Genomic DNA, 22,855 nt, shown 5'->3' on the forward strand with positions numbered 1-22,855 from the left:
TATTAAAGGCTTTTTATACAATCGAGAACCATACAAAAAGGACCTTATTTAAATTCCACGATGGTAACACCTGAGCCGCCCTCTCCAGCTTCTCCAAACCGGATTTTCTTAACAGAGCGATGATTTCTTAAATACTCCTGTACTCCCTGTCTTAATGCACCCGTGCCTTTCCCATGAATAATCGATACACGAGGATAGTTTGATAATAAGGCATCATCTATATATTTTTCCACTCTTGAAAGGGCTGCCTCATATCTTTCTCCACGTAAATCCAACTCAAGCTTCACATCCGCATCTCTGCCTCTAACGATTGCCATTGGTCTTGTCTCTACCGGCTTCGGCGTGTTCATAAACTCTAAATCCTTTTCTTTGACCTTCATTTTCAGGATACCGATTTGAACCAGCCATTCATTATTGGAGACTTTTTCAACCAGTGTACCCTTTTGATCAAATGTGAGAACTTTGACCTCATCACCGGGTGTCAAGGTATGCTTTTTCGTTTTCTTGCTAGCTTGAGATGATTTCTTCACTTCAGGTGTCGCGGCTTCGAGACGGCGTTTTGCATCAATTAATTCATGTTCCTTAATTTCTGCATGCTTTTCAATCCTCATTTTACGAAGATCACGAATAACCTTTTCAGCCTCACTCTTCGCCTCTTCGAGTAATTCACCAGCTTGTTCAGCAGCTTTTTCAAGCATGGCATCCTTGTTCTCATAAAATTCAATCATTTGCTTTTGCATATCCTGATGAAGCTTTTCTGCCTGTCTTAAATAATCACGTGCCTCTTCTTGTTCCGTTTCAGCCTGCCGCTTACTTGCCTCAAGCGAAGCAATCATCTTATCAATCTGATTGCTATCCTCACTTACATGTGACCTTGCCGCCTGAATGACACGATCATTTAAACCTAATCGTTTTGATATTTCAAAGGCATTACTTCGTCCTGGAACTCCAAGCAGGAGCTTATAGGTTGGGCTCAATGTTTCAACGTCAAACTCGACACTGGCATTTAAGACACCATCACGATTATAGCCATATGCCTTTAATTCTGGGTAATGCGTGGTAGCTATTACTCTCGCACCTCGATTATGCACCTCGTCTAGTATGGAAATCGCAAGCGCAGCACCTTCCTGCGGGTCAGTACCCGCACCAAGCTCATCAAACAGTACCAGAGAGTTGAAATCAACTTTTTCCAAAATATCAACAATATTAACCATGTGGGATGAAAAAGTACTCAAGCTTTGTTCAATGGACTGCTCATCACCAATGTCTGCATAGATGGCATCGAAAACTGCCAGCTCTGACCCGTCATAAGCAGGAACCTGTAATCCTGCTTGCGCCATTAACGAACATAAACCGAGTGTCTTTAAGGTAACCGTTTTACCACCCGTGTTTGGTCCAGTAATGACAATGGTTGTATAGTCTTTCCCAAGCAAAATATCATTTGGAACAACCTCGTCAATAGCTATTAATGGGTGCCTTGCTTTATACAATGCAATTCGTCCCTCATTATTAATCTGAGGCATACTTGCTTTAATTTTCCGACCATATCTGGCTTTAGCAAAAATAAAATCCAAATTCGCCAGTACCTCTACGATTACTTGAAGCTCCGACTCAAATTCAGCAGTTTTGGCAGAAAGCTCCATCAAGATTCTTTCAATTTCAAGCTGTTCTTTTACTCGAATATCCTGCAACTGATTGTTTAATTGGACAATCACTTGCGGTTCAATAAAGAGCGTTTGCCCTGATGCACTTTGGTCATGGATAATACCGCCATAATGACCCCGATACTCTTGTTTGACAGGAATAACAAAACGGTCATTTCGGATGGTGACAATGGAATCCGACAACATCTTAGCTGCATTTGACGAGCGGATCATACTCTCTAATTTTTCACGGACACGTGCTTCATTTGACCTCAGCTGCTGCCTTAACGTACGTAAAAGATCACTTGCACTATCAAGGACCTCACCGCTTTCATCAATCGCGTGCCGAATGGACTCTTCTAGGTTTGCTAAAACGATAATCCGGTCTACATGTTCCATTAGAATCGGAATTTCTGTTCTTTCTTCAGCAATCTCCTCAATAAATCGCTTCATTTGCCGGCTGGCACGGATGGTACTAGCGATTTGCACCAACTCATGAGAACTTAAGACACCGCCAATTACCGAGCGTTTAACATGTCCGCGGATGTCATAAATTCCTGATAATGGGACATTTCCTTTAATCCTTATAACCGTTGAGGCCTCATCTGTTTCCTTTTGAAGCCGTACAACTTCTTCGTAATCCGTTGATGGGATCAAATTCCTTAACTTATCTATTCCTAGTGATGATGATGCATGCTCAATGAGCTGATCCCTCACTTTGGTAAATTCCAATACCTTTAAGGTTCTTTCTTGCATGGAGTAACCTCCTTATTTTCGGTTATGCAAAAACTCTAGTAAGTTAGTCGGTTCCAATGTATTGATAACCGAAGATTTTTTTATCCAGCCCTTTTTCGCAGTTGAAACACCAACATCCATATGTGATAACGTTTCTTTTTTATGGGCATCTGTATTAATAAATAGTTTCACCCCAGCGTCTTGGGCTTTCCTAAGATATTCCGCTTTAAGGTCTAAGCGATTAGGGTTGGCATTCAGCTCTAAAGCTGTATTTGTTTGTTTTGCTAAGTCTATAAGCAGATCAATATCAACATCATACCCTTCGCGGCGGCCAATTTTCCTGCCGGTAGGATGGGCTATTAAATCAACATGTGCATTTTTTAATGCCGTCGTTAACCGTTCCATAATTTTTTCTTTTGGCTGTGAAAAGGCAGAGTGAATAGATGCGATGACAAAATCCATTTCTGCCAGCAGATCATCCTCATAATCCAACGTACCATCTGGCAAGATGTCCATTTCAACACCTGATAATATTAGTATATCATCGTATTTTTCATTTAATTTTTTTATTTCTTCTTTTTGCTGCAGCAGCCGCTCACGCGTCAGCCCATTTGCGACTTTTAAGTATTGAGAGTGGTCGGTAATGGCCATATATTTATAACCCTTTGCACGGCACGCTTCAACCATTTCTTCAATCGTATGAGCGCCATCGCTCCAGGTGGTATGCATGTGGAGGTCACCCTTGATATCACTTAGTTGGATTAATTCATCTTTAAAGGCGTGATAATCCTCGACTTCTTTTCCGTCTTCCCGTACTTCTGGCGGAATAAATGGCAGGTCAAAATGCTTGAAAAACTCTTCTTCCGAAGTAAAAGTAAGAATTTCACCTGTCTCCACATTCTCCACGCCATACTCACTTATTTTTTCACCGCGTTCTTTCGCCAGCTGCCTCATCCGGACATTGTGGTCCTTTGAACCGGTAAAATGGTGGAGAGTGGTAATAAATTCTTCTGGTTTCACAATTCGAAAATCAACAGAAACATCATAATCAAACCCAAAAACAAGTGATACCTTCGTATCTCCAGCGCCAATTATTTCTTTACTATTAGGTAAATCCAGCAAGAACTGCTTTACCTTTTCAGGCTGTTCGCTTGAAATAATAAAGTCTAGATCTTTAACGGTCTCCCGTACTCTTCGCAAACTTCCTGCACGTGAGAATCGATGAATTTCAGGAAGTTCAGAAAGCTTTGCTTCAATCTGCTCTGCTATAGGAAGCATGTAGGCAAGCGGCAGTCTCTCAGGTCTTGAACCCACATTAGCAATTGCACTTAGTATCTTTTCTTCCGTTTTTTTGCCAAAGCCTGCCAGAGCCTGTACTTTTCCTGCATTACAGGCTTCTTCTAATGTAGTGACATCTTCAATTCCTAATTCTTTGTGAAGCTTTGCAATCTTTTTCCCGCCAAGCCCAGGTAATTGTAATAACGGAATTAAACCTTTCGGAACCTCTTCTTTTAGCTCTTCCAACACCGAGGAAGTCCCCTCGTTTATGTATTCTTCAATAACAGCTGCCGTCCCCTTGCCGATTCCTGATAGCTTAGTAAAATCCTCGATCTCAGTTACGCTGCGATCATCAAATTCCAATGCAGACGCAGCTTTGCGAAAGGCAGATACCTTGAAGGGATTTTCACCTTTCAGCTCCATATATATAGCAATCATTTCTAAATGACGGATAACATCCTTTTTGTTTATCTCCACAATTTCCACCCACCTTGCTTTATTTTAACCTTTCTAATAGAAAAACTTCTCCTTACAGAGAAGTCAATGCAGCTGAATATTCAATCCACATACTTTTTATTTGTTGCGAAAGGAACGGCGTATGGTTGACCATTAAGTTTGCGATAATGGAATCATCCAAAGGTTTCTGCATAAATTCCATTGGTACTAGCGCACCAATATATAATAAAATAAAGATAATTAAATAGACTTCAGCAAAACCTAGTATTCCCCCTGCCCATACATTTAATTGTCTAAGAATAGGCAAATGGGCAATAAAATCGAGCATGGATCCAATAATTTGCAGCAGTATTTTCACCGCAAGAAATATGATAACAAATGCTATTGCGCGGTAAAAAGCCTCCTCCATATTACCATTCTCACTTAATAATTTTAAAGGAGAAGTGGTTCCAAGATTCGGATATGGAACCCATAGTGTTAATTTAGGCGCCAAATCACCATAGTATAAATATGCTACGATGTATGCAATAATAAAACCTGTTATATGGACGAACTGTAAAATAAAACCTCTTTTTAAACCGATGAAAAAACCAAAAACGAATAATAAAATAATTGCTAAATCAAGCATGACTTATTCAGTCCTTTTCCTTTTGTAGTTCAGCTTGAAGCCGCTCTAATTGTTCCTTCACTTTAATAAAATCATTGACAGCATTAACCGCAGTTAAAACAGCGAGCTTATTCACATCTAACAATGGATTTCTGGAACCAATTTCGCGCATTTTCTTGTCAACCAATGAAGCGACATGTCGAACATGATTTTGATCCTCGTTACCTAAAATAACATATTGGGTTCCGTATATATCTACGGTTGTTCTGGTTTTTTCTTTATTTGACAAGTTACTGCCTCCATTCGATTCGAAGAAATCCCTATTTTATAATATAACACGAACAGATATGTGTCGAAAAGGGAAACAGTCTCACGTGGACTTTTTTTCCTTTTAATAGAAAATTGTCGAGGAGTGGTTTTTGATTGGGAAATGTAGTACTAAATCTAAGTTTGTCAGAAATTAATAAAATGAAAACCTATTATCAGGGTAAATTGCTAGAAAAAATGCCACCAGGCAGTGTGTTTGCAGCGAAAACGGCGGGCTGTACAATTACAGCCTATAAATCAGGTAAGGTGTTGTTTCAGGGAATGGGCAATGAAGCGGAGGCCAGCAGGTGGGGAGAGGCAACTAGTTCGAATGCCCCTGCAAAATCAAAAGCTCCCAGCGGTAATTTACCGCAGGGGTTCAGTCAATTGTCTGTCATAGGTTCTGATGAAGTTGGTACCGGTGATTTTTTTGGCCCCATAACTGTCGTAGCCGCCTATGTTCGAAAAGAAGATATCCCGTTATTAAAGGAATTAGGTGTCAGAGATTCCAAGGATTTAAATGATGAAAAAATCATTGCGATAGCTAAGGTAATCAAAGATGTCGTTCCATTTAGTTTGATGACGTTAAAAAATGATAAATACAACCAACTTCAAAAGTCAGGAATGTCCCAGGGTAAAATGAAAGCAATTCTTCATAACCAGGCGATTCTAAATGTATTGGAGAAAATTTCTCCCGTTAAACCAGATGCTATACTCATTGACCAATTTGTCCAGGGGAGCACCTATTATCAGCATGTAAAAAATCAAAAAGCCGTAGCGCAGGAAAATGTTTATTTTAGTACGAAAGCGGAGGGTATTCATCTGGCTGTAGCAGCAGCGTCAATCCTTGCCAGGTATGCGTTTGTTCAATATATCGACAAACTTAGTGAATCAGCAGGCTTTAAGATACCAAAAGGTGCCGGTGCTCAAGTCGATGAGGCTGCAGCTAGGCTAATTTTAAAAAAAGGCCGCGAAGTATTGCCGCAATTTGTGAAGCTGCACTTTGCTAATACGGAAAAGGCAATGAATCTTGTGAATAAAAAGAGAGGATAATGGGTTTGCAATTGTTTTTAAGTAAACCGTTCATGAGGCCTCCTTTTTAGAATCTTGGGGATTTTGGGCTTCATGAAGGGTTTATAAGGTCACTTTTTTTGAAATTGAGGAATTTCGGGCTTCATGAACCTTTCATGAGGCCTCTTCTTTCCAAAATGGGGGATTTCGGGCTTCATGAACCTTTCATGAGGTCACTTTTTTTGAATCTGAAGAATTTCGTGCTTCATGAACCCTTTAAGTTGCACCTCATTCAGATTTTTTCTAACTCACACAAAAAGTAGACAAGTTTACATAGCTACCCTGCATATGTATGAATTAGGACAAATATCTGAGAGGGGTTTTGACATGAGATTTTTAGCAATTAAGAAAGATACCATTCTGTTCGTTTTGGCAGGTGCTGTAGTTCTCGCTGCTTTATACGGATGGTTTATGTTCAAAGAAGATAGTACGATGGTATTTAATCAACAATCTGATAGTGAAGTTCGGGAAATTGATATGATTACAGCTGAATTAAAATCTCATACGGTAGATGGTAAACAGATGGAGACTTTTCGCTGGGACCCAGGAACTATTTTTTTAGAAAAGGGCGAGAAAGTTAATTTATATATTAGTGGTATCGGGAATGAAGAGCACCCTTTTTATATTGAAGGCACAGATATTAGCGGAAAAGTTAGTAAAGGCGAGCAAACAATGGTTCCGCTTCAATTCGATAAAGCGGGAACATACCGATTAATTTGTGAAACGCATGCTCATCGTGACCACTCGGTCCCTATGATTGGTTATATTGTTGTTAATTAGAGCTAGCACTCTTTTTATTCAAAAAAATAACAAAGTGTAGGGGATAAGAAAAAGAGTATCGGTAATCGATACTCTTTTTTGCGGTACTATTTATCCTCTAAGTACAGCTCCAGCCTTATTCTTCAAAGCTTCTAGCACTTGAGAGTGGACTTTTGTTACTTCTTCATCTGTTAATGTTCGTTCTGGGTCCATATACTTCAGCGAGTAGGCAATGGATTTTTTACCTTCTTCCATGCGTTCACCTTCGTATAGGTCAAATACCTGTACTTCTTTTAATAGCTGTCCGCCTGCTGTTTGAATGATACCCTTTAATGCACCTGCAACAGTTTCTTTATCCACGACTAGAGCGATGTCTCTTGTGATGGAAGGGAAACGTGGGATGGCTTCGTATCTTAGGGCTGCTGTCGCTTCCTCAAGTACTGCTTTCAAGGAAAGCTCAAATACATAGGTGTCTTTTAAATCAAGCTCTTTTTGCATCGTTGGGTGCACTTGGCCAACAAAACCGATTCTTTGACCATTTAAGTGAATCTCTGCCGTACGTCCTGGGTGCATATTGTCCACTTTAGCTTGAACATAATTCACCTTTTCAGTAAGTCCTAATTTTGCAAACAAACCTTCTAAAATACCTTTAAGAACATAGAAGTCAACAGCCTTTTTCTCACCCTGCCATAAATGGCTGTGCCATAGACCTGTAATCGCTCCAGCTAAATGCTCCTGCTCTTCAGGTAAGACTTCGTTTCCATTTGCTAAGAATACTGCGCCTGTCTCATATACAGCGAGGCTGTCGTTTTTACGAGCACTGTTGTATTTTAAAACTTCCAATAGCTGCGGCATAATACTTAAACGCAGGATACTGCGATCCTCACTCATCGGCATTGCTAAACGAATGAAGTCGCGCTTTTCAAGTGCGAATTGGGCAGCCTTTTCTTCACTTGTTAATGAATATGTTACTGCTTGGTACAAACCAGCACCTTCTAAATATTGGCGCACAACACGGCGTTTTTCCTGATAAGCAGATAACTTTCCTGGTGTCGCTTCACCGATTGGCAATGTTTTTGGAATATTGTCGTAACCAAATAAACGTGCCACTTCTTCAATCAAGTCTTCCTCAATTTTGATGTCGCCGCGGCGTGTTGGAGCTGTTACTGTAATTGTTTCACCTTCACTGCTGACCGAAAATTGAAGACGTTCGAAAATAGCCTCAACCTCAGTAACTGTCAGGTTTGTGCCAATTACATTATTAATTTTTTCCAAGGTAACAGAAACGACTGCTGGTTCAACGGTTAGTGTATCAACTTCTGATGTACCTTCTAATACTTCCCCGCCTGCATATTTTGCCATCAAGTAAGCTGCACGTTCTCCAGCAGCACGAACTCGATTTGGATCAACGCCCTTTTCAAAACGAGCACTCGCTTCACTTCGTAAACCGTGGTCCTTTGAAGCTTTTCTCACAGTACCACCTGCGAAATAAGCCGCCTCCAACAATACTGATGTTGTATCTGACGTTACCTCCGAATTTGCTCCGCCCATTACACCTGCTAATGCAACAGGTTCTGTTCCATTGGTAATCACTAAATGATCAGATGTTAAGGTACGCTCCGCGTTATCAAGAGTTACAAATTTCTCGCCATCCTGTGCACGGCGAACAAGAATTTCTTTTGAACCTAAACGATCATAGTCAAACGCATGTAATGGCTGACCATATTCTAATAGAATATAATTGGTGATATCGACCACATTATTGTGCGGACGAATGCCTGCAGACATTAGTCTTGTTTGCATCCATAGTGGTGCAGGACCGATTTTTACATTTTTAATGACTTTTGCTGCATATAAAGGATTATCTTCATTTGCTTCCACTTTTATGGTTATATAATCTGTCGCTTTTTCATTCACAGGCTCAAGATTGATTTCTGGCAATTTTACATCACGGCCAAGAATCGCAGCAACCTCATAAGCCACTCCTAGCATACTCAAGCAATCTGCACGGTTTGGTGTTAGGCCAAGTTCAAGAACTTCATCATCACGGTTTAATAATGCAATCGCATCACTTCCAACCTCTGCATCCTGAGGGAAAACAAAGATCCCTTCTGAATACTCCTTCGGTACAATCTTCGCTTCCATTCCAAGTTCGGTTAGCGAGCAGATCATTCCATTTGATTCTTCACCGCGAAGCTTTGCACGTTTAATTTTAAAATTACCTGGCAGAACTGCCCCAACTGTTGCTACTGCAACCTTCTGCCCCTCGGCAACATTTGGTGCTCCACAAATAATTTGTACAGGTTCTCCCTGACCGATATCTACCTGACATTTGCTTAATTTATCTGCATTTGGATGCTGGACACGTTCAACCACGTGACCAACGACTACTCCCTTAATTCCTTCGTTAAGGACATCTACACCCTCAACCTCAATCCCGCTTTTTGTGATTTTTTCAGCTAATTCATCAGCTGAAACTCCGGATAAATCAACATAATCCTGGAGCCATTTATATGAAACGAACATCTCGTGTTCCTCCTTTTTTCTAATTCGAGGTGGTAATTTTATTCATGTTTTGAAAATTGTTTTAAGAAACGAACATCATTTGTGTAGAAATGACGAATATCATCGATACCGTATTTCAACATAGCAATTCGCTCTGGTCCCATTCCGAAGGCAAATCCAGTGTATTTTTTAGAATCATAGCCAGCCATTTCAAGAACGTTTGGATGGACCATTCCTGCTCCAAGAATTTCAATCCAGCCTGTTTTCTTACAAACATTACAGCCATGTCCGCCGCAAATCATACAGGAAATGTCCATTTCTACAGATGGTTCTGTGAATGGGAAGAAACTTGGGCGTAATCTAATTTCACGATCTTCACCAAACATTTTCTTTGCAAAAACCTCTAAAGTACCTTTTAGATCGCTCATGCGAATATTCTCGCCGATGACAAGACCTTCGATTTGCATAAACTGGTGAGAATGTGTCGCGTCATCATTATCGCGGCGGTAAACTTTACCGGGGCAGATAATTTTGATTGGCCCTTTCCCCTCGTTCTTTTCCATTGTCCGAGCCTGTACGGGTGAAGTATGCGTACGCAGCAAAATCTCATCTGTAATATAGAAGGAATCCTGCATATCGCGTGCCGGGTGACCTTTTGGTAAATTTAGAGCTTCAAAGTTATAATAATCCTGCTCAACTTCTGGTCCTTCCGCAATTTGATAGCCCATTCCTATAAATAAATCTTCAATTTCTTCAATAATTCTCGTTAAAGGATGGTGATTTCCAACCTTAACCGGACTTCCTGGTAAGGTAACGTCAATAGATTCAGAAGCTAGTCTTTCTAATACGGCTGCTTCCTCTAGATCCTTTTGTTTCGCTTCTAATGTAGTAGCAATCGCCTCACGAACCTCATTTGCCAGTGCTCCCATAACAGGGCGCTCTTCTGCTGAAAGTTTCCCCATGCCGCGCAGTACTTCGGTAATGGGACCTTTTTTTCCTAGATAGGCAACACGAATGTCATTTAATTCTTTCAAGCTTGAAGACTGTTCAACTTTTTGAATAGCTTCCTGCTGCAATTCCTTTAATCTTTCTTGCATTGAAATTCCTCCTTAAATTTGATGATATTTCGAATGAAGTAAATGAAAACAAAAAAACCCCATCCCTGGAAAGGGACGAGGTTTATAGTCGCGGTACCACCCTTGTAAACACGGTATGTATAAAACACATGTGTTCGCTTCATTCGGATAACGGCTAGGCCGGTGCACCTTTACACGCGCTTTCTACGTGGTCCCGGTGCCAACTCAGGAGGTGAACTTCTCTTACCATTCCCATAAAAGTGCTTTCAGTCACGGCACTTTCTCCCTAATTGGTCTGTGATAAGATACTTTTCTCCGTCATCGTTTTTAGTATTTTTCAATAATGTAGATTATTATATAATACTTTATCAGTGGTTTCAAACAAGTATCGTCTATTTTTTCAAAAAATATAACAAGATGCCGGTTGCTACGGCAACATTAAGCGACTCGCTTTTTCCGTAAATCGGAATATACAGGTTCGCGTCCGTTTTAGAAAGCAGCTCTTTGCTAACCCCGCTGCCCTCGTTGCCAACAAGTAATGCAAATCTATCCTCTGTTGAAATATCAGTATATGCAGATGCCCCTTCAAGTGCTGTACCATAAACGGAAATATTTTTTTCCTTTAGCTGTTCCATCCATTCATGGAGGTCACCGGTTATAATCGGCAGGTGAAAATGACTTCCCTGAGCTGATCGGAGTACCTTTGAATTATATACGTCTACGCTGCCCCTTCCTACTATAACAGCGTCAATACCAGCTGCGTCCGCTGTGCGAATCATGGTGCCTAAATTCCCTGGATCCTGCACCGCATCTATTAAAAGATATGTCTTCCCATCTGGTACCTCGATTGAGACTTGTCTGCAAACTGCATAGATTCCTTGCGGTGCTTCCGTATCTGATAAAGTGTTTGAAATCTCTTCTGTGACGGTCGTGACAGGTATTTCATTAAAGTCCCAGCGCGGTGGAATCCCTACATTCGTAGAAACGATGATTTCGATTACACTTTCACTATGTTTTAATGCTTCTTCAACTAAATGAAACCCTTCCACTAAAAATGTCCCAGATTTATCTCGTTCCTTTTTTGTTAAAAGCTTTTTCCATTGTTTTACTTTTGGATTTTGAATGGATTCAATATGTTTCAAGTTTGTACCCCTCTAGTGTTTTTCCTCATTATATCCCAAAAAAAATACATAATAAAACCAAAATTAGAAAACATATAAAAGTAATGCAGGATAATAAAGGAGTGTATAATCATGAATTTAAATTTGCGAAATGCCATTGTACACAATGTCACTGGTAACTCACAAGCTGAATTAGAAGATACAATCGTTGACGCAATCCAAAATGGCGAGGAAAAAATGCTGCCAGGTCTAGGTGTACTGTTTGAAATCATTTGGAAGAATTCATCTGAGGATGAGAAGAAGGAAATGCTCGCTGCACTTGAGAGTGGATTGAAGTAATAGTTGTAGCTGCCGATTCTAACTCGGCAGCTTTACTTGTTTTTGTGTGCTATCCGCCAGTATTTCTTGTCATCCGCCAGTATTTCTTGCTATCCGCCAGTATTTTCAGCTATCCGCCAGTATTTCTTGCCATCCGCCAGTATTTTTCGCTATCCGCCAGTATTTCTTGCCATCCGCCAGTATTTCTTGCTATCCGCCAGTATTTCTCGCTATCCGCCAGTATTTTTCGCTATTCGCCAGTATTTCTTCGTATCCGCCAGTATTTCTCGCTATCCGCCAGTATTTTTCGCTATCCGCCAGTATTTCTTGCCATCCGCCAGTATTTCTCTATCCGCCAGTATTTTCCGCCATCCGCCAGTATTTCTTCCTATCCGCCAGTATTTCTTGCTATCCGCCAGTATTTCTTCCTATCCGCCAGTATTTTTCGCTATCCGCCAGTATTTTCCGCTTACCCTCCATCTGCATTAAAAATCCCCAACGAATCCGTCGGGGATAGAGCTGTTACTCATAGGTAATCTTATCAACTGTTTCCCGGTCCAGCCGCTTGGTGACTTCTACGATAAGCTTCACTGTGTTTTCATAGTCATCACGGTGGAGCATTGCGGCATGCGTATGAATATAGCGTGTTGCTATCGTAATGGCGATTGATGGAACGCCATTATGGGCAGTGTGGATTGGACCAGCATCTGTCCCGCCTCCAGGAATAACATCAAATTGATAAGGGATATTTAATTCATCCGCAACATCAATAATAAGGTCGCGTAATCCTTTATGGGCTACAAGGGTCGCATCATATAATATAATTTGTGGACCTTTCCCCATTTTGCTCATGGCTTCTTTCTCAGAAATTCCAGGTGTATCTCCGGCAATTCCTACATCCACCGCAAAAGCGATATCAGGATTGATTTTTTCAGCCGCAGTCTTTGCACCACGAGAGCCAATTTCTTCTTGGGTGGTTCCGAGTCCATACACCTCATTCGGATGGTCACTACCCTTTAATTGCTTCAATACATCAATCGCAATCGCACAGCCGATTCGGTTATCCCATGCCTTTGCTAACAGCAATTTTTCATTATTCATAACAGTAAATTCGAAATACGGTACAACCATATCTCCTGGAAGAACACCCCATTCAAGGGCTTCCTCGCGGCTAGAAGCGCCAATATCAATAAACATGTCTTTAATGTCTACTGGTTTTTTACGCGCTTCTGCAGGTAAGATATGCGGAGGCTTCGACCCGACGACACCTATGATATCACCCTTATTCGTTACCACTGTGACGCGCTGCGCAAGCATCACCTGCGACCACCAGCCGCCAAGGGTTTGAAAACGGAGGAATCCCTTGTCGTCAATTTGCGTAACCATAAAACCGACTTCATCTAAGTGGCCAGCCACAATAATTTTCGGACCGCCCTCTGTTCCAACCTTTTTGGCGATTAAACTGCCAAGTCCATCGGTTGTCACTTCATCCGCATATGGAGCTATGTATTTTTTCATTACTTCGCGGACTTCCCGCTCGTTGCCAGGAATTCCTTTGGCATCGGTTAAATCCTTTAACATCGTTAAGGTCTCATCCAAATTAGCCATTGCTGCTCCCCCTTTTTATGTATATCGAAATTTATTATACAGAATATAGTGATTATGTTCAGCTAATAATTATTCTGCTGTCTCTGATAATTTACTTCGTTTTTTGCAAAATATGCTTTTTCCATTTCATTGTAGGATATTCCAAGCAGTCCGCCAAGCTGCAAATAAGATTGCAACAAAGTTTTGAAATCACGTTCATTTTTACTGTTTTTAAACGCATTTACTTTTTCATAAATCAAAAGGAATTGCTCTGTTGTGCTTACTGTTGTTGGTTCCAAATCAAGTGTGTAATCGAGTTTTTGAAATTTGCATTCAATTCCAAGTGATAAAATGAAATGCACCCCATCAACATATTCCTCTAAAATCACACTCTTTTCCGATGAAGGCTTGAAGCTCCAAAACTTGAAACAGCGTGTTTCATTTGCCAATTCTCCGAGCTCCACCAGCAATGCTAGAACCTTTCTATTAAACAAATCTTCGTTCTGTAATCCATGCTTTTCTTCAATATGCTGGTCCAATCCTTGCTGCATTTCAAATAATTGATCTAGCTGCATTCAACAACACTCCCTTAGTAAAATTATATCAAACTATGGTAAGAATGAAACTTTTCGCTTTCTGTTTCGTATAGTAGGAAAAAGGTCTAGGAGGCAAAATCATGGTTTGGCTGCTACGCTTACTGTTAGTATGCATGTTTATCTTTTTGTTTTATCGAACAATTAAATTCCTCCTCAAACCAACCCGTAAATTAGAAGCAGCACGAAAACACAAACGCTTCTTGCTTGTTGATAATGAGGAGGTTATCAAGAATTTTCAACTTACCTACAATGGTGCATTGTTTACAGGAGAAAAATACCTAGGTGCCACGAAAAATACAATAGATGTTGTTTCCATCTCACTTTGGCCGGATCAGACTACTTCCATTCAAGGAATGGCGAAGGAGGACTTTCATTTTATAGAGAAAAAAATCCATGAAAAATATCCGGTTGCCCAGATCAATTGGAAAAGCCCGATCCATGAATTTTTGCATCAAAAATAGCCGCTTAACCAGCGGCTTTTTCTTTTGTTCTTTTAAAAAACTCCTTCCATTTAATCACATTTTGTTTCTCCCTTAACAAATAAACAAGAAATGTTAACCCAAGCAGAATCACTGCAATAACGGATGGGGTAAACGTGCTGATGTACTCTCCAACAATAGTACAAAAAAAGGCAATCGGAATATTTGTCAGGAAAGAAGCCTTCATGTAGTCCTTAAACCTTTGTTTTCTTTGCTTTAAACAGAAGCTTAATAAATGGTAATGTACAAATGGAATAAGTCTTAAAATAGCAATTTGACCAACAGTAAGATTTCGGTATTCACCGAACCAGCGATTTTTTATTTTTATCAAACGGTTCTGGGTTTTCGGCAATCTATCTATAAAAGCATAGAAAAAAATACTAACCCCCATTAAGCCAATAACCGAATAAATCGTTCCCCATACCGTTCCAAATAGCACTCCTCCCGCGATGACGACAACTGATACAGGAATGAATAGGAACGATCTTAGCAAATGAAAGAGAATGAATGCCAAAGGAGCAAAAATCCCTCCTGCTTCTACCATGATTAACAGCAAAGACAAATCCTCATTCATTGTACATGCCCCCTGGGTGTTACTCTTTGTTGATAATTAAGCTTATAAATAGGGGCAAGCTGTTATGTCTACAATCTGTAAATATAAACGAAAAGAATTATTTCTGCGGCCGCCAGTAAGGGAAATCCAATCCTAAAGGCCTGGTGCTTTGTCTTATGCCGGTATAGCTGCATCCCGGCAGTTGTTCCAACCGCCCCGCCAAATACCGCAATCAGCCACAACGTCCTTTCACTTATTCGGTATTCATGTTTTTTTGCCCGTTCTTTATCTGCCTTCATCACCACAAGACCAATCAGATTCATGATGATGTACACCGCTAATAGTGTATTCATTTCCCCACTCCCTTATAGAAAAAGCCATCCTCGCGACGGAGAATGGCTTTTTATAAATTATTTAGATTGTTGTTGTTTTGCAACGTTTGCTAATTCAGTAAATGCTGCAGCATCGCTCACTGCTAATTCAGCAAGCATTTTGCGGTTTACTTCGATACCAGCAAGCTTTAAGCCATGCATTAAACGGCTGTAAGAAAGACCGTTCATACGAGCTGCTGCGTTGATACGAGTAATCCAAAGTTTACGGAAGTCGCGCTTCTTCTGGCGACGATCGCGGAATGCATACATTAAAGATTTCATAACCTGTTGGTTAGCTACTTTATATAATGTATGTTTTGAACCATAATAACCTTTTGCTAATTTTAAAACTTTTTTACGACGCTTGCGCGTAACTGTACCGCCTTTTACACGTGGCATGTAATTACCCTCCTATATAAATCGATCGCTCGAATTTACTTGATGTTTGTTAATAAGAAACGGATGCGTTTGAAATCGCCTTTAGAAACAACAGACGCTTTGCGAAGCTTACGCTTTGCTTTAGTAGACTTATTTGCAAATAAGTGGCTAGTATAAGCGTGTGAACGCTTCAGTTTACCAGAACCAGTTTTCTTGAAACGCTTTGCAGCGCCACGGTGAGTTTTCATTTTTGGCATTGGGATAGTCCTCCTTATTACTTTTCAGTTTTAGGTGCTAGAACGAGGAACATGCTTCGTCCATCCATTTTTGGATGAGACTCGATTGTTGCAACTTCCTTGCACTCGGTAGCAAAACGGTCTAATACACGTTGACCGATTTCTTTATGGGTAATCGCCCGGCCCTTAAAGCGGATTGAAGCTTTTACCTTGTCGCCTTTTTCCAAAAACTTAATCGCATTGCGAAGTTTTGTATTAAAGTCGTGCTCATCAATTGTTGGGCTGAGACGAACTTCTTTGGTAACAATAATCTTTTGATTCTTTCGAGCTTCTTTTTCTTTCTTTTGATTCTCGAATTTGAATTTGCCATAGTCCATAATTCGGGCTACCGGAGGCTTCGCATTTGGTGCAACTAGTACCAAATCAAGATTCACTCTTCCAGCAATCTCCAACGCTTCAAATTTGGTTTTAATCCCCAATTGCTCGCCGTTTTGATCAATTAGGCGAACTTCACGAGCGCGAATACCCTCATTTAACAACATGTCTTTGCTAATAATTAGCCACCTCCAAGGTTTTCACGAATACAACATTTGGGTCAAGTTAATCAGCTGACTGACTTATGACACTTTGCTGTTTCGGCAAGAAATGAACAACTTTTAGATGTTTTGTTTTTTTGCAAATAAAAAAGTGCGGATGCGAACACCCACACTTTACGAAACAAAAGTAATAAACTAAAAAGTTCACGTAAAACCTGCCAACTGCCAATTGCGTCAATCAGGTGAGAAGCGGGTGCTTCTTCTTTTCCCAAAACTAGTATTCAATTTTCCTTAGTAACTATAACATAAACAAAGATATGATGTCAAACACACATTTCGTATGACAACAAAAATCATTCTATCAAGAAATGAAATATTATTCAATAGAAATTTTTTCTTTTCAAAAAAACAAGGGGAGAAAAATCTCCCCTTGCGATCATTTATCCTCTTTTTACCTCTGCTTTTAATGATTCAAGGAATTGTGCAAATGGCTCTGTTACTGACTTTTGCTCACCATATTTACGGACGTTAACGGCATTTTCTTCAACTTCCTTGTCACCGACAACGAGCATATATGGAATTTTTTGCATTTGTGCTTCACGGATTTTGTAGCCGATTTTTTCATTACGGCCATCTATTTCAACACGGAAGCCTTCATTTTGAAGCTGTTCCTGAACCTGCTTAGCAAAATCATAATGTGCATCGGGAGAAACAGGAATGACCTGTACCTGTACTGGCGCTAACCAAGTTGGGAAGGCACCTTTGTATTCCTCAATTAAGAAGGCTACAAACCGTTCCATTGTTGACACAACACCGCGGTGGATAACAACTGGGCGATGCTGTTTCCCGTCCTCACCCACATAATTCAGATCAAATCTTTCAGGAAGCAAGAAGTCTAACTGTACAGTAGAAAGTGTTTCTTCTTTTCCTAAAGCAGTTTTTACTTGAACATCGAGCTTAGGACCGTAGAAAGCAGCTTCTCCTTCTGCTTCATAATAATCAAGGCCAAGGTCATCCATCGCATCCTTCAACATACTTTGTGCTTTTTCCCACATTGCATCATCATCAAAATACTTTTCAGTATCTTGCGGGTCTCTGTAGGAAAGACGGAAGGAATAGTCATTAATGTTGAAATCTTTGTATACAGCTAAAACAAGATTAACCACTCGTTTAAATTCATCTTTAATTTGATCAGGTCGAACAAAGATATGAGCATCATTTAATGTCATCCCACGAACACGCTGCAGTCCAGATAAAGCGCCGGACATTTCGTAACGGTGCATAGTTCCAAGTTCAGCAATTCGAATTGGAAGTTCACGATAACTGTGTATAGCATTTTTGTACACCATCATGTGGTGCGGACAGTTCATTGGACGAAGTACCAATTGCTCGTTATCCATGTCCATTATAGGGAACATATCCTCCTGGTAATGATCCCAGTGACCTGAAGTTTTATATAAATCCACACTGCCCATGATTGGAGTGTACACATGGTCATAGCCAAGACGCTGCTCTTTATCAACAATGTAACGTTCAATTACTCGTCGAATAGTTGCACCCTTTGGTAACCATAATGGCAGCCCTTGTCCAACTAATTGTGAGCTTGTGAAAAGGTTCAACTCTTTACCAATTTTACGGTGGTCACGTTCTTTCGCTTCTTCCAATAAGCGAAGGTGCTCTGCAAGGTCTTCTTTCTTAAAGAACGCAGTACCATAAATACGCTGCAGCATTTTATTTTTGCTGTCACCACGCCAGTAGGCACCTGCAATGCTTAATAATTTAAATTCTTTAATTTTTCCAGTTGAAGGTACGTGAACACCTCGGCAAAGGTCAGCGAAATCACCTTGCTCATAAATTGTCACTGTCTCATCATCAGGGATCGCTTCAATGAGTTCAAGCTTGTATGGGTCACCGGCTGCTTTGAAGAACTGAACGGCTTCCGCACGGCTAACCTCTTTACGAACGATTTCAATGTTTTCATTGACGATCTTCGCCATTTCTTTTTCAATTTTCGGAAGATCTTCTGGAGTAATTGATTCTTCAAGGTCGATGTCATAATAAAATCCACCTTCAATAACGGGACCTACCCCAAGGTTTACTTCTTTGCCATACAGCCTTTTAATCGCTTGTGCCATTAAGTGTGCAGTACTATGACGCAAAATCTCTAAGGCATCTTTTGAATCTGGGACAACGATTTCTATGGAACCGTCCTCTACGATTGGACGGCGAAGATCAAATAATTGACCATTCCATTTCCCGGCAATAGCCTTTTTCTTCAGTCCCGGGCTGATGGAAGCGGCAATATCTTCCGTTGTTGTTCCACGAGGGAACTCCTTCACTGCTCCATCTGGAAACGAAATCTTAACAACGTCTGACATGGTTTTTCCTCCTTTGTGAGAAAAGCGGAAGCGCCTTGCCCAGGGGCGTGAGTCTAGACGAGCCGGCGAAAAGGTCGTTCTTTGACCTTTTTGACGGATTGGCTTATGACCCAAGCCCCTAGGCGCTGCAGCTAGACAATTCTCGAATATTTGATAAAAAATAAAAAAACCCGTCCCTGGAAAAGGGACGAGTTTATTAAACACGTGGTTCCACCCAATTTTTCATTTTTATAAACACACTTAAAAATGACTTTAGGACAGGGTAACGGGCTGTTTCCCGTCAGTCGATTACTCACTTCAAAGAAGCGTTCACCGCTGAAGTTTAAAGGTGGTAAGCATTCAATCCGTGCTAGGAGGCTTTCAGCCAGGTCCTCCCTCTCTGGTAACCGTGAAAAAATACTGTTGTCCTTATCATTACTTTTGCTTCATTTAGATTATGTACGTTATTATAATGATAATTTTATAAAAAATCAATACACCAAGCACACAATTTTTTAAGCACCGTTTTCATTTGCGCTGTTTTCCTGTTGAACCCTTTCTTTTGTATCTCGCAAACCTTTATATGACTTGATTAAAACTCTTTCTTCAAAGATGTTTTTAATCGTCCTTACAAGCGGTTCCTCCGGATTTTTTGTATAAAGGTAAATATTCTTAGGTGCGATTGATAATAAAGGTGCAATGGATGCAGAATCCACATAAACCGGATGATTAAACAAAAGCTTCCGATCTATCATTCTCACCAGCTCTCCCCTTTTTATCTCTTCAAATTTTTCATCAAAAAAGGTAATCTCCTCATCAAATAACAAATGCAGCGTGTCCATTCTTGGTTCACGGCATGCTAAAAAATCCCGTAATGTTTGGATAAACATTTGATACTCTTGTTCCATTTTATATTCATCAATGGATATTTCTACGTAACTCTCTAACATTTTTATATAAGGACGCAATCGAAATTTTAGAAAGGAATCAAATGAAAAAGAAACATTCTCTTGAAAAATTTCATCAATCGCTTCTCTAATATCTGGCATTTCCTCATTTTTCTTAATTAAAACAGTCAGGTCCTCCCTAGCACCCTCAAGAACAGAATCAATAATCTCCATGATGTGCTGTTGCTCTTCTGGGTCCTCGAAAAAATACTGCTCCTGTAAAATGGAGCGCAGCCAATCATCACGTTTTATTTTTATGATAAATTGATAAAATGCGTCCTTGACCTCTTCTAAACTTACCTTGTTTTCCAGAATCCTTACTATATGTCGATCTTCTATTAGAAGAATATCTTGATTATATTTTAAGCACTCCCGCAAGTGATCATAAAATCTCTTCACATCCATCTTGCTTCGGAAGATGATTTCTGCCAACCAAATCCCCCCTCTGACCCATACTCTGTTTTACTATTTATATGGGGGACTTGGACAAAATAGAAGTTAAGACAGCTAGGTTACAACGATATTGTGAAAAAAAATAAGGATTACCGAAAATAACTCGGCAATCCCTATTTTTTAATCCCTGCGGTTTCGTCCATCAACTAGAACAGGTTCACTTAAACTTCGGATTCTTTCCATGATTCTTCGTGCTTTCATTTTCTCCTCTTCACCGCGTTGACTGTAGGTTAAATGGTGCTCTAGTCCTTGAAAGTCAAAATTAGAGGTAAAGAAGGTTGGAAGCTTTTCAAGCATTCTGAACTGTAGGATTGGACCTAATACTTCATCTCTTGTCCAGCTGGAAACCGCTTCTGCACCGATATCATCAAGCATTAAGATAGGTTCTTTTTTGAGAGCTTCAATTTTTTCATTTAAGGTAGAATCACCTATTGCACTTTTCATTTCACGCAGCAACTCAGGTACATACACAATCATCGAGGAGATTTGCTTTTTGGCCAATTCATTGGCTATGGCTCCTAATAAATAGGATTTTCCGACGCCAAACTTGCCATATAAATATAGGCCCTTTGGTTTTAGGCCGGCCTCGTAATTCATTAAAAAGGTAGCAGCCTTGTCTCCTGCGTCTAAACGTCCCAAGTCACCTTCGAACTCTTCAAAAGTAGCTTCCAAAATATCTTTTGGCACATGAAGGCTTTTAATAAGTTTTTGATTTTTCTTTTGTTCGTCTGCCATCACTTTTCTAGGACAACGCTTATAAACCACATCAATCGAGTTACGAACCAGCACTAAATCCGGATGGTATCCTTTCATGAAGTTAATACAGCCATCGAGACTCTCACACCGATTGCATTCTTTACTTTGCTGGGTATACTCATAAAGCTTACTCATGCTTTTTTCAATGGTTGCCTGTGTTAGCTCATTTTGATGTTCCGTCAGAAAAGCTTGAACATCAGGTTGCTTTAGAACTTGCTGCCGCTGCTCTTCATAGCGTTTCTGAAAGCTTTCATTTGAGGCTAAACGCTTTAGTGTTCGATTTATTTTTTCCATTACCCTCAACCCCTATTTACGAAAGGCTTTTAGCTTTTCTTCAATTGCACGCTTTTTCGCTTCAAGCTCTGTGTTATCATCTGTTTGAATTTCTTTACTACTATCTTTACCATTCTCATCAAACCAATCAGGTAAAACTTCAGTCCGGATAGGTTTTTTAGAAGATTTCCCGGTTTTTTTACTTTCTTTAACGCTTCGCTCTTCTTTTCGTGCAGCTTCCATTGCTTCCCTAACGGTCTTAATCTTAAGGCGAGCCCAATGGCTGGCTATCGATTCAACAAATCCCTTAGTAAATTTCATATCTGTTTTTCTAAGGACAACCTCAATCAACACGTTTACCACACCAGGAGGAAGTTTATATTTAATCATTACTTCCTCTAATATCTTTAGATTCGAAGCTGATGGTTCAACGCCGCCTGAAAGTTCTTTAAAAATCACAATCGGTGGTGTCGTTTCATAATAACGCACTAACTTTTGTTCCTGCGTTTTCGGTTCCGTTACTTGTTCCTGATGAACAGCGGGCTGGGTTCGATTGACCAGGCTCGGCAGTTGGTCATAATTTTCAAATTGATACCAATCACGCGCACCTTTTCTTAAGTCCTCAATATCAATTTCATCCTTCTCATTGATAGCCCCTAAAATAAAGTTTTTCATTTCAATGGGACCAATTCCATAAAGGAAGGCTAGGTTACTGATAACCTCTTTTACCTTTTTGGTTAGTGACTTTTGAGGAACGAGCGATTCTTGAAGACCTGCCATTAATAGGTCAAAATCAAAGGTTTTCGTATCGATTTGGATTGGTTTTTGATCCTGACGGCCGATAAATTCTAGGTTGTGCTGTGCTTCTAGGTCTTCCGAATGGTCTTGCATATATTGAACACTTCCAGGTGTAGCCGATGCAAACACATCCTGAAAAGACCGTGTTACGTCGGAATACTCCTCATCCAAAGGTTTTTGCTTATCACTAAAAAAGCGTTTTAACCGGGCAAAGTGGTTTTTTCCAATTTTACGATATAAATAAATATTTAACATTCCATCAAGAAAGAACTGTTCCGGATTTAACGGCGGATGGAGTTCATAGATAAAAGAACGTCCATCATCATCTGATTTTACGTATGTTTTTAGTAAACCAATTCCTTCAAGCTTTAGCCTTGCTTCATAGATATCCTTTAAATTGACACTTAATAAATTCATTAATAAATGATGGGTGGAAGACTCCGACCATAGTCTATTTTCTTCAATCTCAGCCCAGAGTGTCAAATATAAACTTAAACAAGCAGAGCCGATTAAGGGCTGGTACAAAAAAGTCAGCACTTTGCGGTCATATTCATGCAGCAATCCACTTGACGTAACAAGGTAACGGTCAATCGGAATCAATTCCTGCCAATGCTGCGCCATTTCATTCACCCTTTTATAAAAGTAATAAAGAGCCAAAGA

Annotated in this window: 23 protein-coding genes and 2 other annotated features; of the genes, 5 read left to right on the top strand and 18 right to left on the bottom strand. The window is 40.1% G+C overall.

The window, feature by feature from the left end:
- Window positions 1-44: 44 nt before the first annotated feature.
- From AC2TFD_RS23465 to zapA, 4 genes are read right to left on the bottom strand one after another with little or no spacing between them, the layout of a single operon-like run.
- Window positions 45-2,399, bottom strand: coding sequence for an endonuclease MutS2 (locus AC2TFD_RS23465; RefSeq protein ID WP_335517382.1), 2,355 nt, complete (start codon window positions 2,397-2,399; stop codon window positions 45-47).
- Window positions 2,400-2,411: 12 nt separating this feature from the next.
- Entirely contained in the window at window positions 2,412-4,133 is a 1,722-nt protein-coding gene (gene polX, locus AC2TFD_RS23470; protein ID WP_484674083.1) for a DNA polymerase/3'-5' exonuclease PolX, read from the bottom strand.
- 52 nt (window positions 4,134-4,185) lie between these two features.
- Entirely contained in the window at window positions 4,186-4,740 is a 555-nt protein-coding gene (locus AC2TFD_RS23475; protein WP_335517388.1) for a CvpA family protein, read from the bottom strand.
- 7 nt (window positions 4,741-4,747) lie between these two features.
- Entirely contained in the window at window positions 4,748-5,008 is a 261-nt protein-coding gene (gene zapA, locus AC2TFD_RS23480) for a cell division protein ZapA (RefSeq protein WP_335517391.1), read from the bottom strand.
- 134 nt (window positions 5,009-5,142) lie between these two features.
- Between zapA and rnhC the strand changes: the two genes are divergently transcribed.
- Both rnhC and AC2TFD_RS23490 read left to right on the top strand, forming a co-directional pair.
- Complete coding sequence (rnhC, locus tag AC2TFD_RS23485) at window positions 5,143-6,078, top strand: ribonuclease HIII (RefSeq protein ID WP_335517395.1); 936 nt, start codon at window positions 5,143-5,145, stop codon at window positions 6,076-6,078.
- A 345-nt stretch (window positions 6,079-6,423) separates the two neighbouring features.
- Entirely contained in the window at window positions 6,424-6,876 is a 453-nt protein-coding gene (locus tag AC2TFD_RS23490) for a cupredoxin domain-containing protein (RefSeq protein ID WP_335517398.1), read from the top strand.
- Between the two features lie 90 nt (window positions 6,877-6,966).
- Here the strand turns inward: AC2TFD_RS23490 and pheT are convergent, their stop codons facing one another.
- The 3 genes from pheT to AC2TFD_RS23505 all read right to left on the bottom strand — a co-directional run bounded on the left by pheT (window position 6,967) and on the right by AC2TFD_RS23505 (window position 11,578).
- On the bottom strand, window positions 6,967-9,381 hold the full coding sequence (gene pheT / locus AC2TFD_RS23495; protein WP_484674084.1) for a phenylalanine--tRNA ligase subunit beta: 2,415 nt from the start codon (window positions 9,379-9,381) through the stop codon (window positions 6,967-6,969).
- 38 nt (window positions 9,382-9,419) lie between these two features.
- On the bottom strand, window positions 9,420-10,457 hold the full coding sequence (pheS, locus tag AC2TFD_RS23500; protein WP_335567143.1) for a phenylalanine--tRNA ligase subunit alpha: 1,038 nt from the start codon (window positions 10,455-10,457) through the stop codon (window positions 9,420-9,422).
- 68 nt (window positions 10,458-10,525) lie between these two features.
- Window positions 10,526-10,767: a binding site (T-box leader), on the bottom strand.
- A 61-nt stretch (window positions 10,768-10,828) separates the two neighbouring features.
- Window positions 10,829-11,578: a TrmH family RNA methyltransferase gene (locus AC2TFD_RS23505; protein WP_335567144.1), complete on the bottom strand. Its 750-nt coding sequence runs from the start codon at window positions 11,576-11,578 to the stop codon at window positions 10,829-10,831.
- A gap of 111 nt (window positions 11,579-11,689) precedes the next feature.
- On the opposite strand from AC2TFD_RS23505, the gene sspI reads away from it, so the two are divergent.
- Together sspI and AC2TFD_RS23515 are read left to right on the top strand one after the other, a co-directional pair.
- Entirely contained in the window at window positions 11,690-11,896 is a 207-nt protein-coding gene (gene sspI, locus AC2TFD_RS23510) for a small acid-soluble spore protein SspI (RefSeq protein WP_335513147.1), read from the top strand.
- 36 nt (window positions 11,897-11,932) lie between these two features.
- The gene (locus tag AC2TFD_RS23515) at window positions 11,933-12,364 is read left to right on the top strand and encodes a hypothetical protein (protein ID WP_484674085.1); all 432 of its coding nucleotides are present in this window, start codon (window positions 11,933-11,935) and stop codon (window positions 12,362-12,364) included.
- Window positions 12,365-12,397: 33 nt separating this feature from the next.
- On the opposite strand, the gene AC2TFD_RS23520 is transcribed toward AC2TFD_RS23515, so the two are convergent.
- Complete coding sequence (locus tag AC2TFD_RS23520) at window positions 12,398-13,483, bottom strand: M42 family metallopeptidase (RefSeq protein WP_484674086.1); 1,086 nt, start codon at window positions 13,481-13,483, stop codon at window positions 12,398-12,400.
- Window positions 13,484-13,545: 62 nt separating this feature from the next.
- Complete coding sequence (locus AC2TFD_RS23525; protein WP_484674087.1) at window positions 13,546-14,037, bottom strand: dUTP diphosphatase; 492 nt, start codon at window positions 14,035-14,037, stop codon at window positions 13,546-13,548.
- A 101-nt stretch (window positions 14,038-14,138) separates the two neighbouring features.
- Between AC2TFD_RS23525 and AC2TFD_RS23530 the strand changes: the two genes are divergently transcribed.
- Complete coding sequence (locus tag AC2TFD_RS23530; RefSeq protein ID WP_335513155.1) at window positions 14,139-14,519, top strand: sigma-w pathway protein ysdB; 381 nt, start codon at window positions 14,139-14,141, stop codon at window positions 14,517-14,519.
- A gap of 4 nt (window positions 14,520-14,523) precedes the next feature.
- Here the strand turns inward: AC2TFD_RS23530 and AC2TFD_RS23535 are convergent, their stop codons facing one another.
- The 9 genes from AC2TFD_RS23535 to AC2TFD_RS23575 form a co-directional block, all read right to left on the bottom strand.
- A complete protein-coding gene (locus tag AC2TFD_RS23535) occupies window positions 14,524-15,111 on the bottom strand; it encodes a TVP38/TMEM64 family protein (protein ID WP_484674088.1) in 588 nt (195 codons plus the stop codon).
- A gap of 68 nt (window positions 15,112-15,179) precedes the next feature.
- Window positions 15,180-15,443 (bottom strand): DUF1294 domain-containing protein, encoded by a 264-nt coding sequence (locus AC2TFD_RS23540; RefSeq protein ID WP_335567148.1) that lies wholly within the window; start codon window positions 15,441-15,443, stop codon window positions 15,180-15,182.
- A gap of 57 nt (window positions 15,444-15,500) precedes the next feature.
- Window positions 15,501-15,860: a 50S ribosomal protein L20 gene (rplT, locus tag AC2TFD_RS23545; protein WP_335513161.1), complete on the bottom strand. Its 360-nt coding sequence runs from the start codon at window positions 15,858-15,860 to the stop codon at window positions 15,501-15,503.
- A 35-nt stretch (window positions 15,861-15,895) separates the two neighbouring features.
- Window positions 15,896-16,096 carry a 50S ribosomal protein L35 gene (rpmI, locus tag AC2TFD_RS23550; protein WP_045523549.1) on the bottom strand — a complete coding sequence of 67 codons (201 nt, stop codon included), beginning with the start codon at window positions 16,094-16,096 and terminating at the stop codon, window positions 15,896-15,898.
- A gap of 17 nt (window positions 16,097-16,113) precedes the next feature.
- The gene (gene infC / locus AC2TFD_RS23555; RefSeq protein ID WP_034676878.1) at window positions 16,114-16,617 is read right to left on the bottom strand and encodes a translation initiation factor IF-3; all 504 of its coding nucleotides are present in this window, start codon (window positions 16,615-16,617) and stop codon (window positions 16,114-16,116) included.
- A 133-nt stretch (window positions 16,618-16,750) separates the two neighbouring features.
- Window positions 16,751-16,882 (bottom strand) — a sequence feature (ribosomal protein L20 leader region).
- Window positions 16,883-17,051: 169 nt separating this feature from the next.
- The gene (thrS, locus tag AC2TFD_RS23560; protein ID WP_335567149.1) at window positions 17,052-18,989 is read right to left on the bottom strand and encodes a threonine--tRNA ligase; all 1,938 of its coding nucleotides are present in this window, start codon (window positions 18,987-18,989) and stop codon (window positions 17,052-17,054) included.
- Between the two features lie 494 nt (window positions 18,990-19,483).
- Window positions 19,484-20,347 (bottom strand): putative sporulation protein YtxC, encoded by an 864-nt coding sequence (gene ytxC / locus AC2TFD_RS23565; RefSeq protein WP_335567150.1) that lies wholly within the window; start codon window positions 20,345-20,347, stop codon window positions 19,484-19,486.
- A gap of 141 nt (window positions 20,348-20,488) precedes the next feature.
- Complete coding sequence (gene dnaI, locus AC2TFD_RS23570) at window positions 20,489-21,418, bottom strand: primosomal protein DnaI (protein ID WP_335509279.1); 930 nt, start codon at window positions 21,416-21,418, stop codon at window positions 20,489-20,491.
- A 12-nt stretch (window positions 21,419-21,430) separates the two neighbouring features.
- Entirely contained in the window at window positions 21,431-22,816 is a 1,386-nt protein-coding gene (locus AC2TFD_RS23575; RefSeq protein ID WP_335567151.1) for a replication initiation and membrane attachment family protein, read from the bottom strand.
- Window positions 22,817-22,855: the final 39 nt, after the last annotated feature.

The sequence above is a fragment of the Neobacillus sp. plas4 genome, from assembly GCF_057221695.1.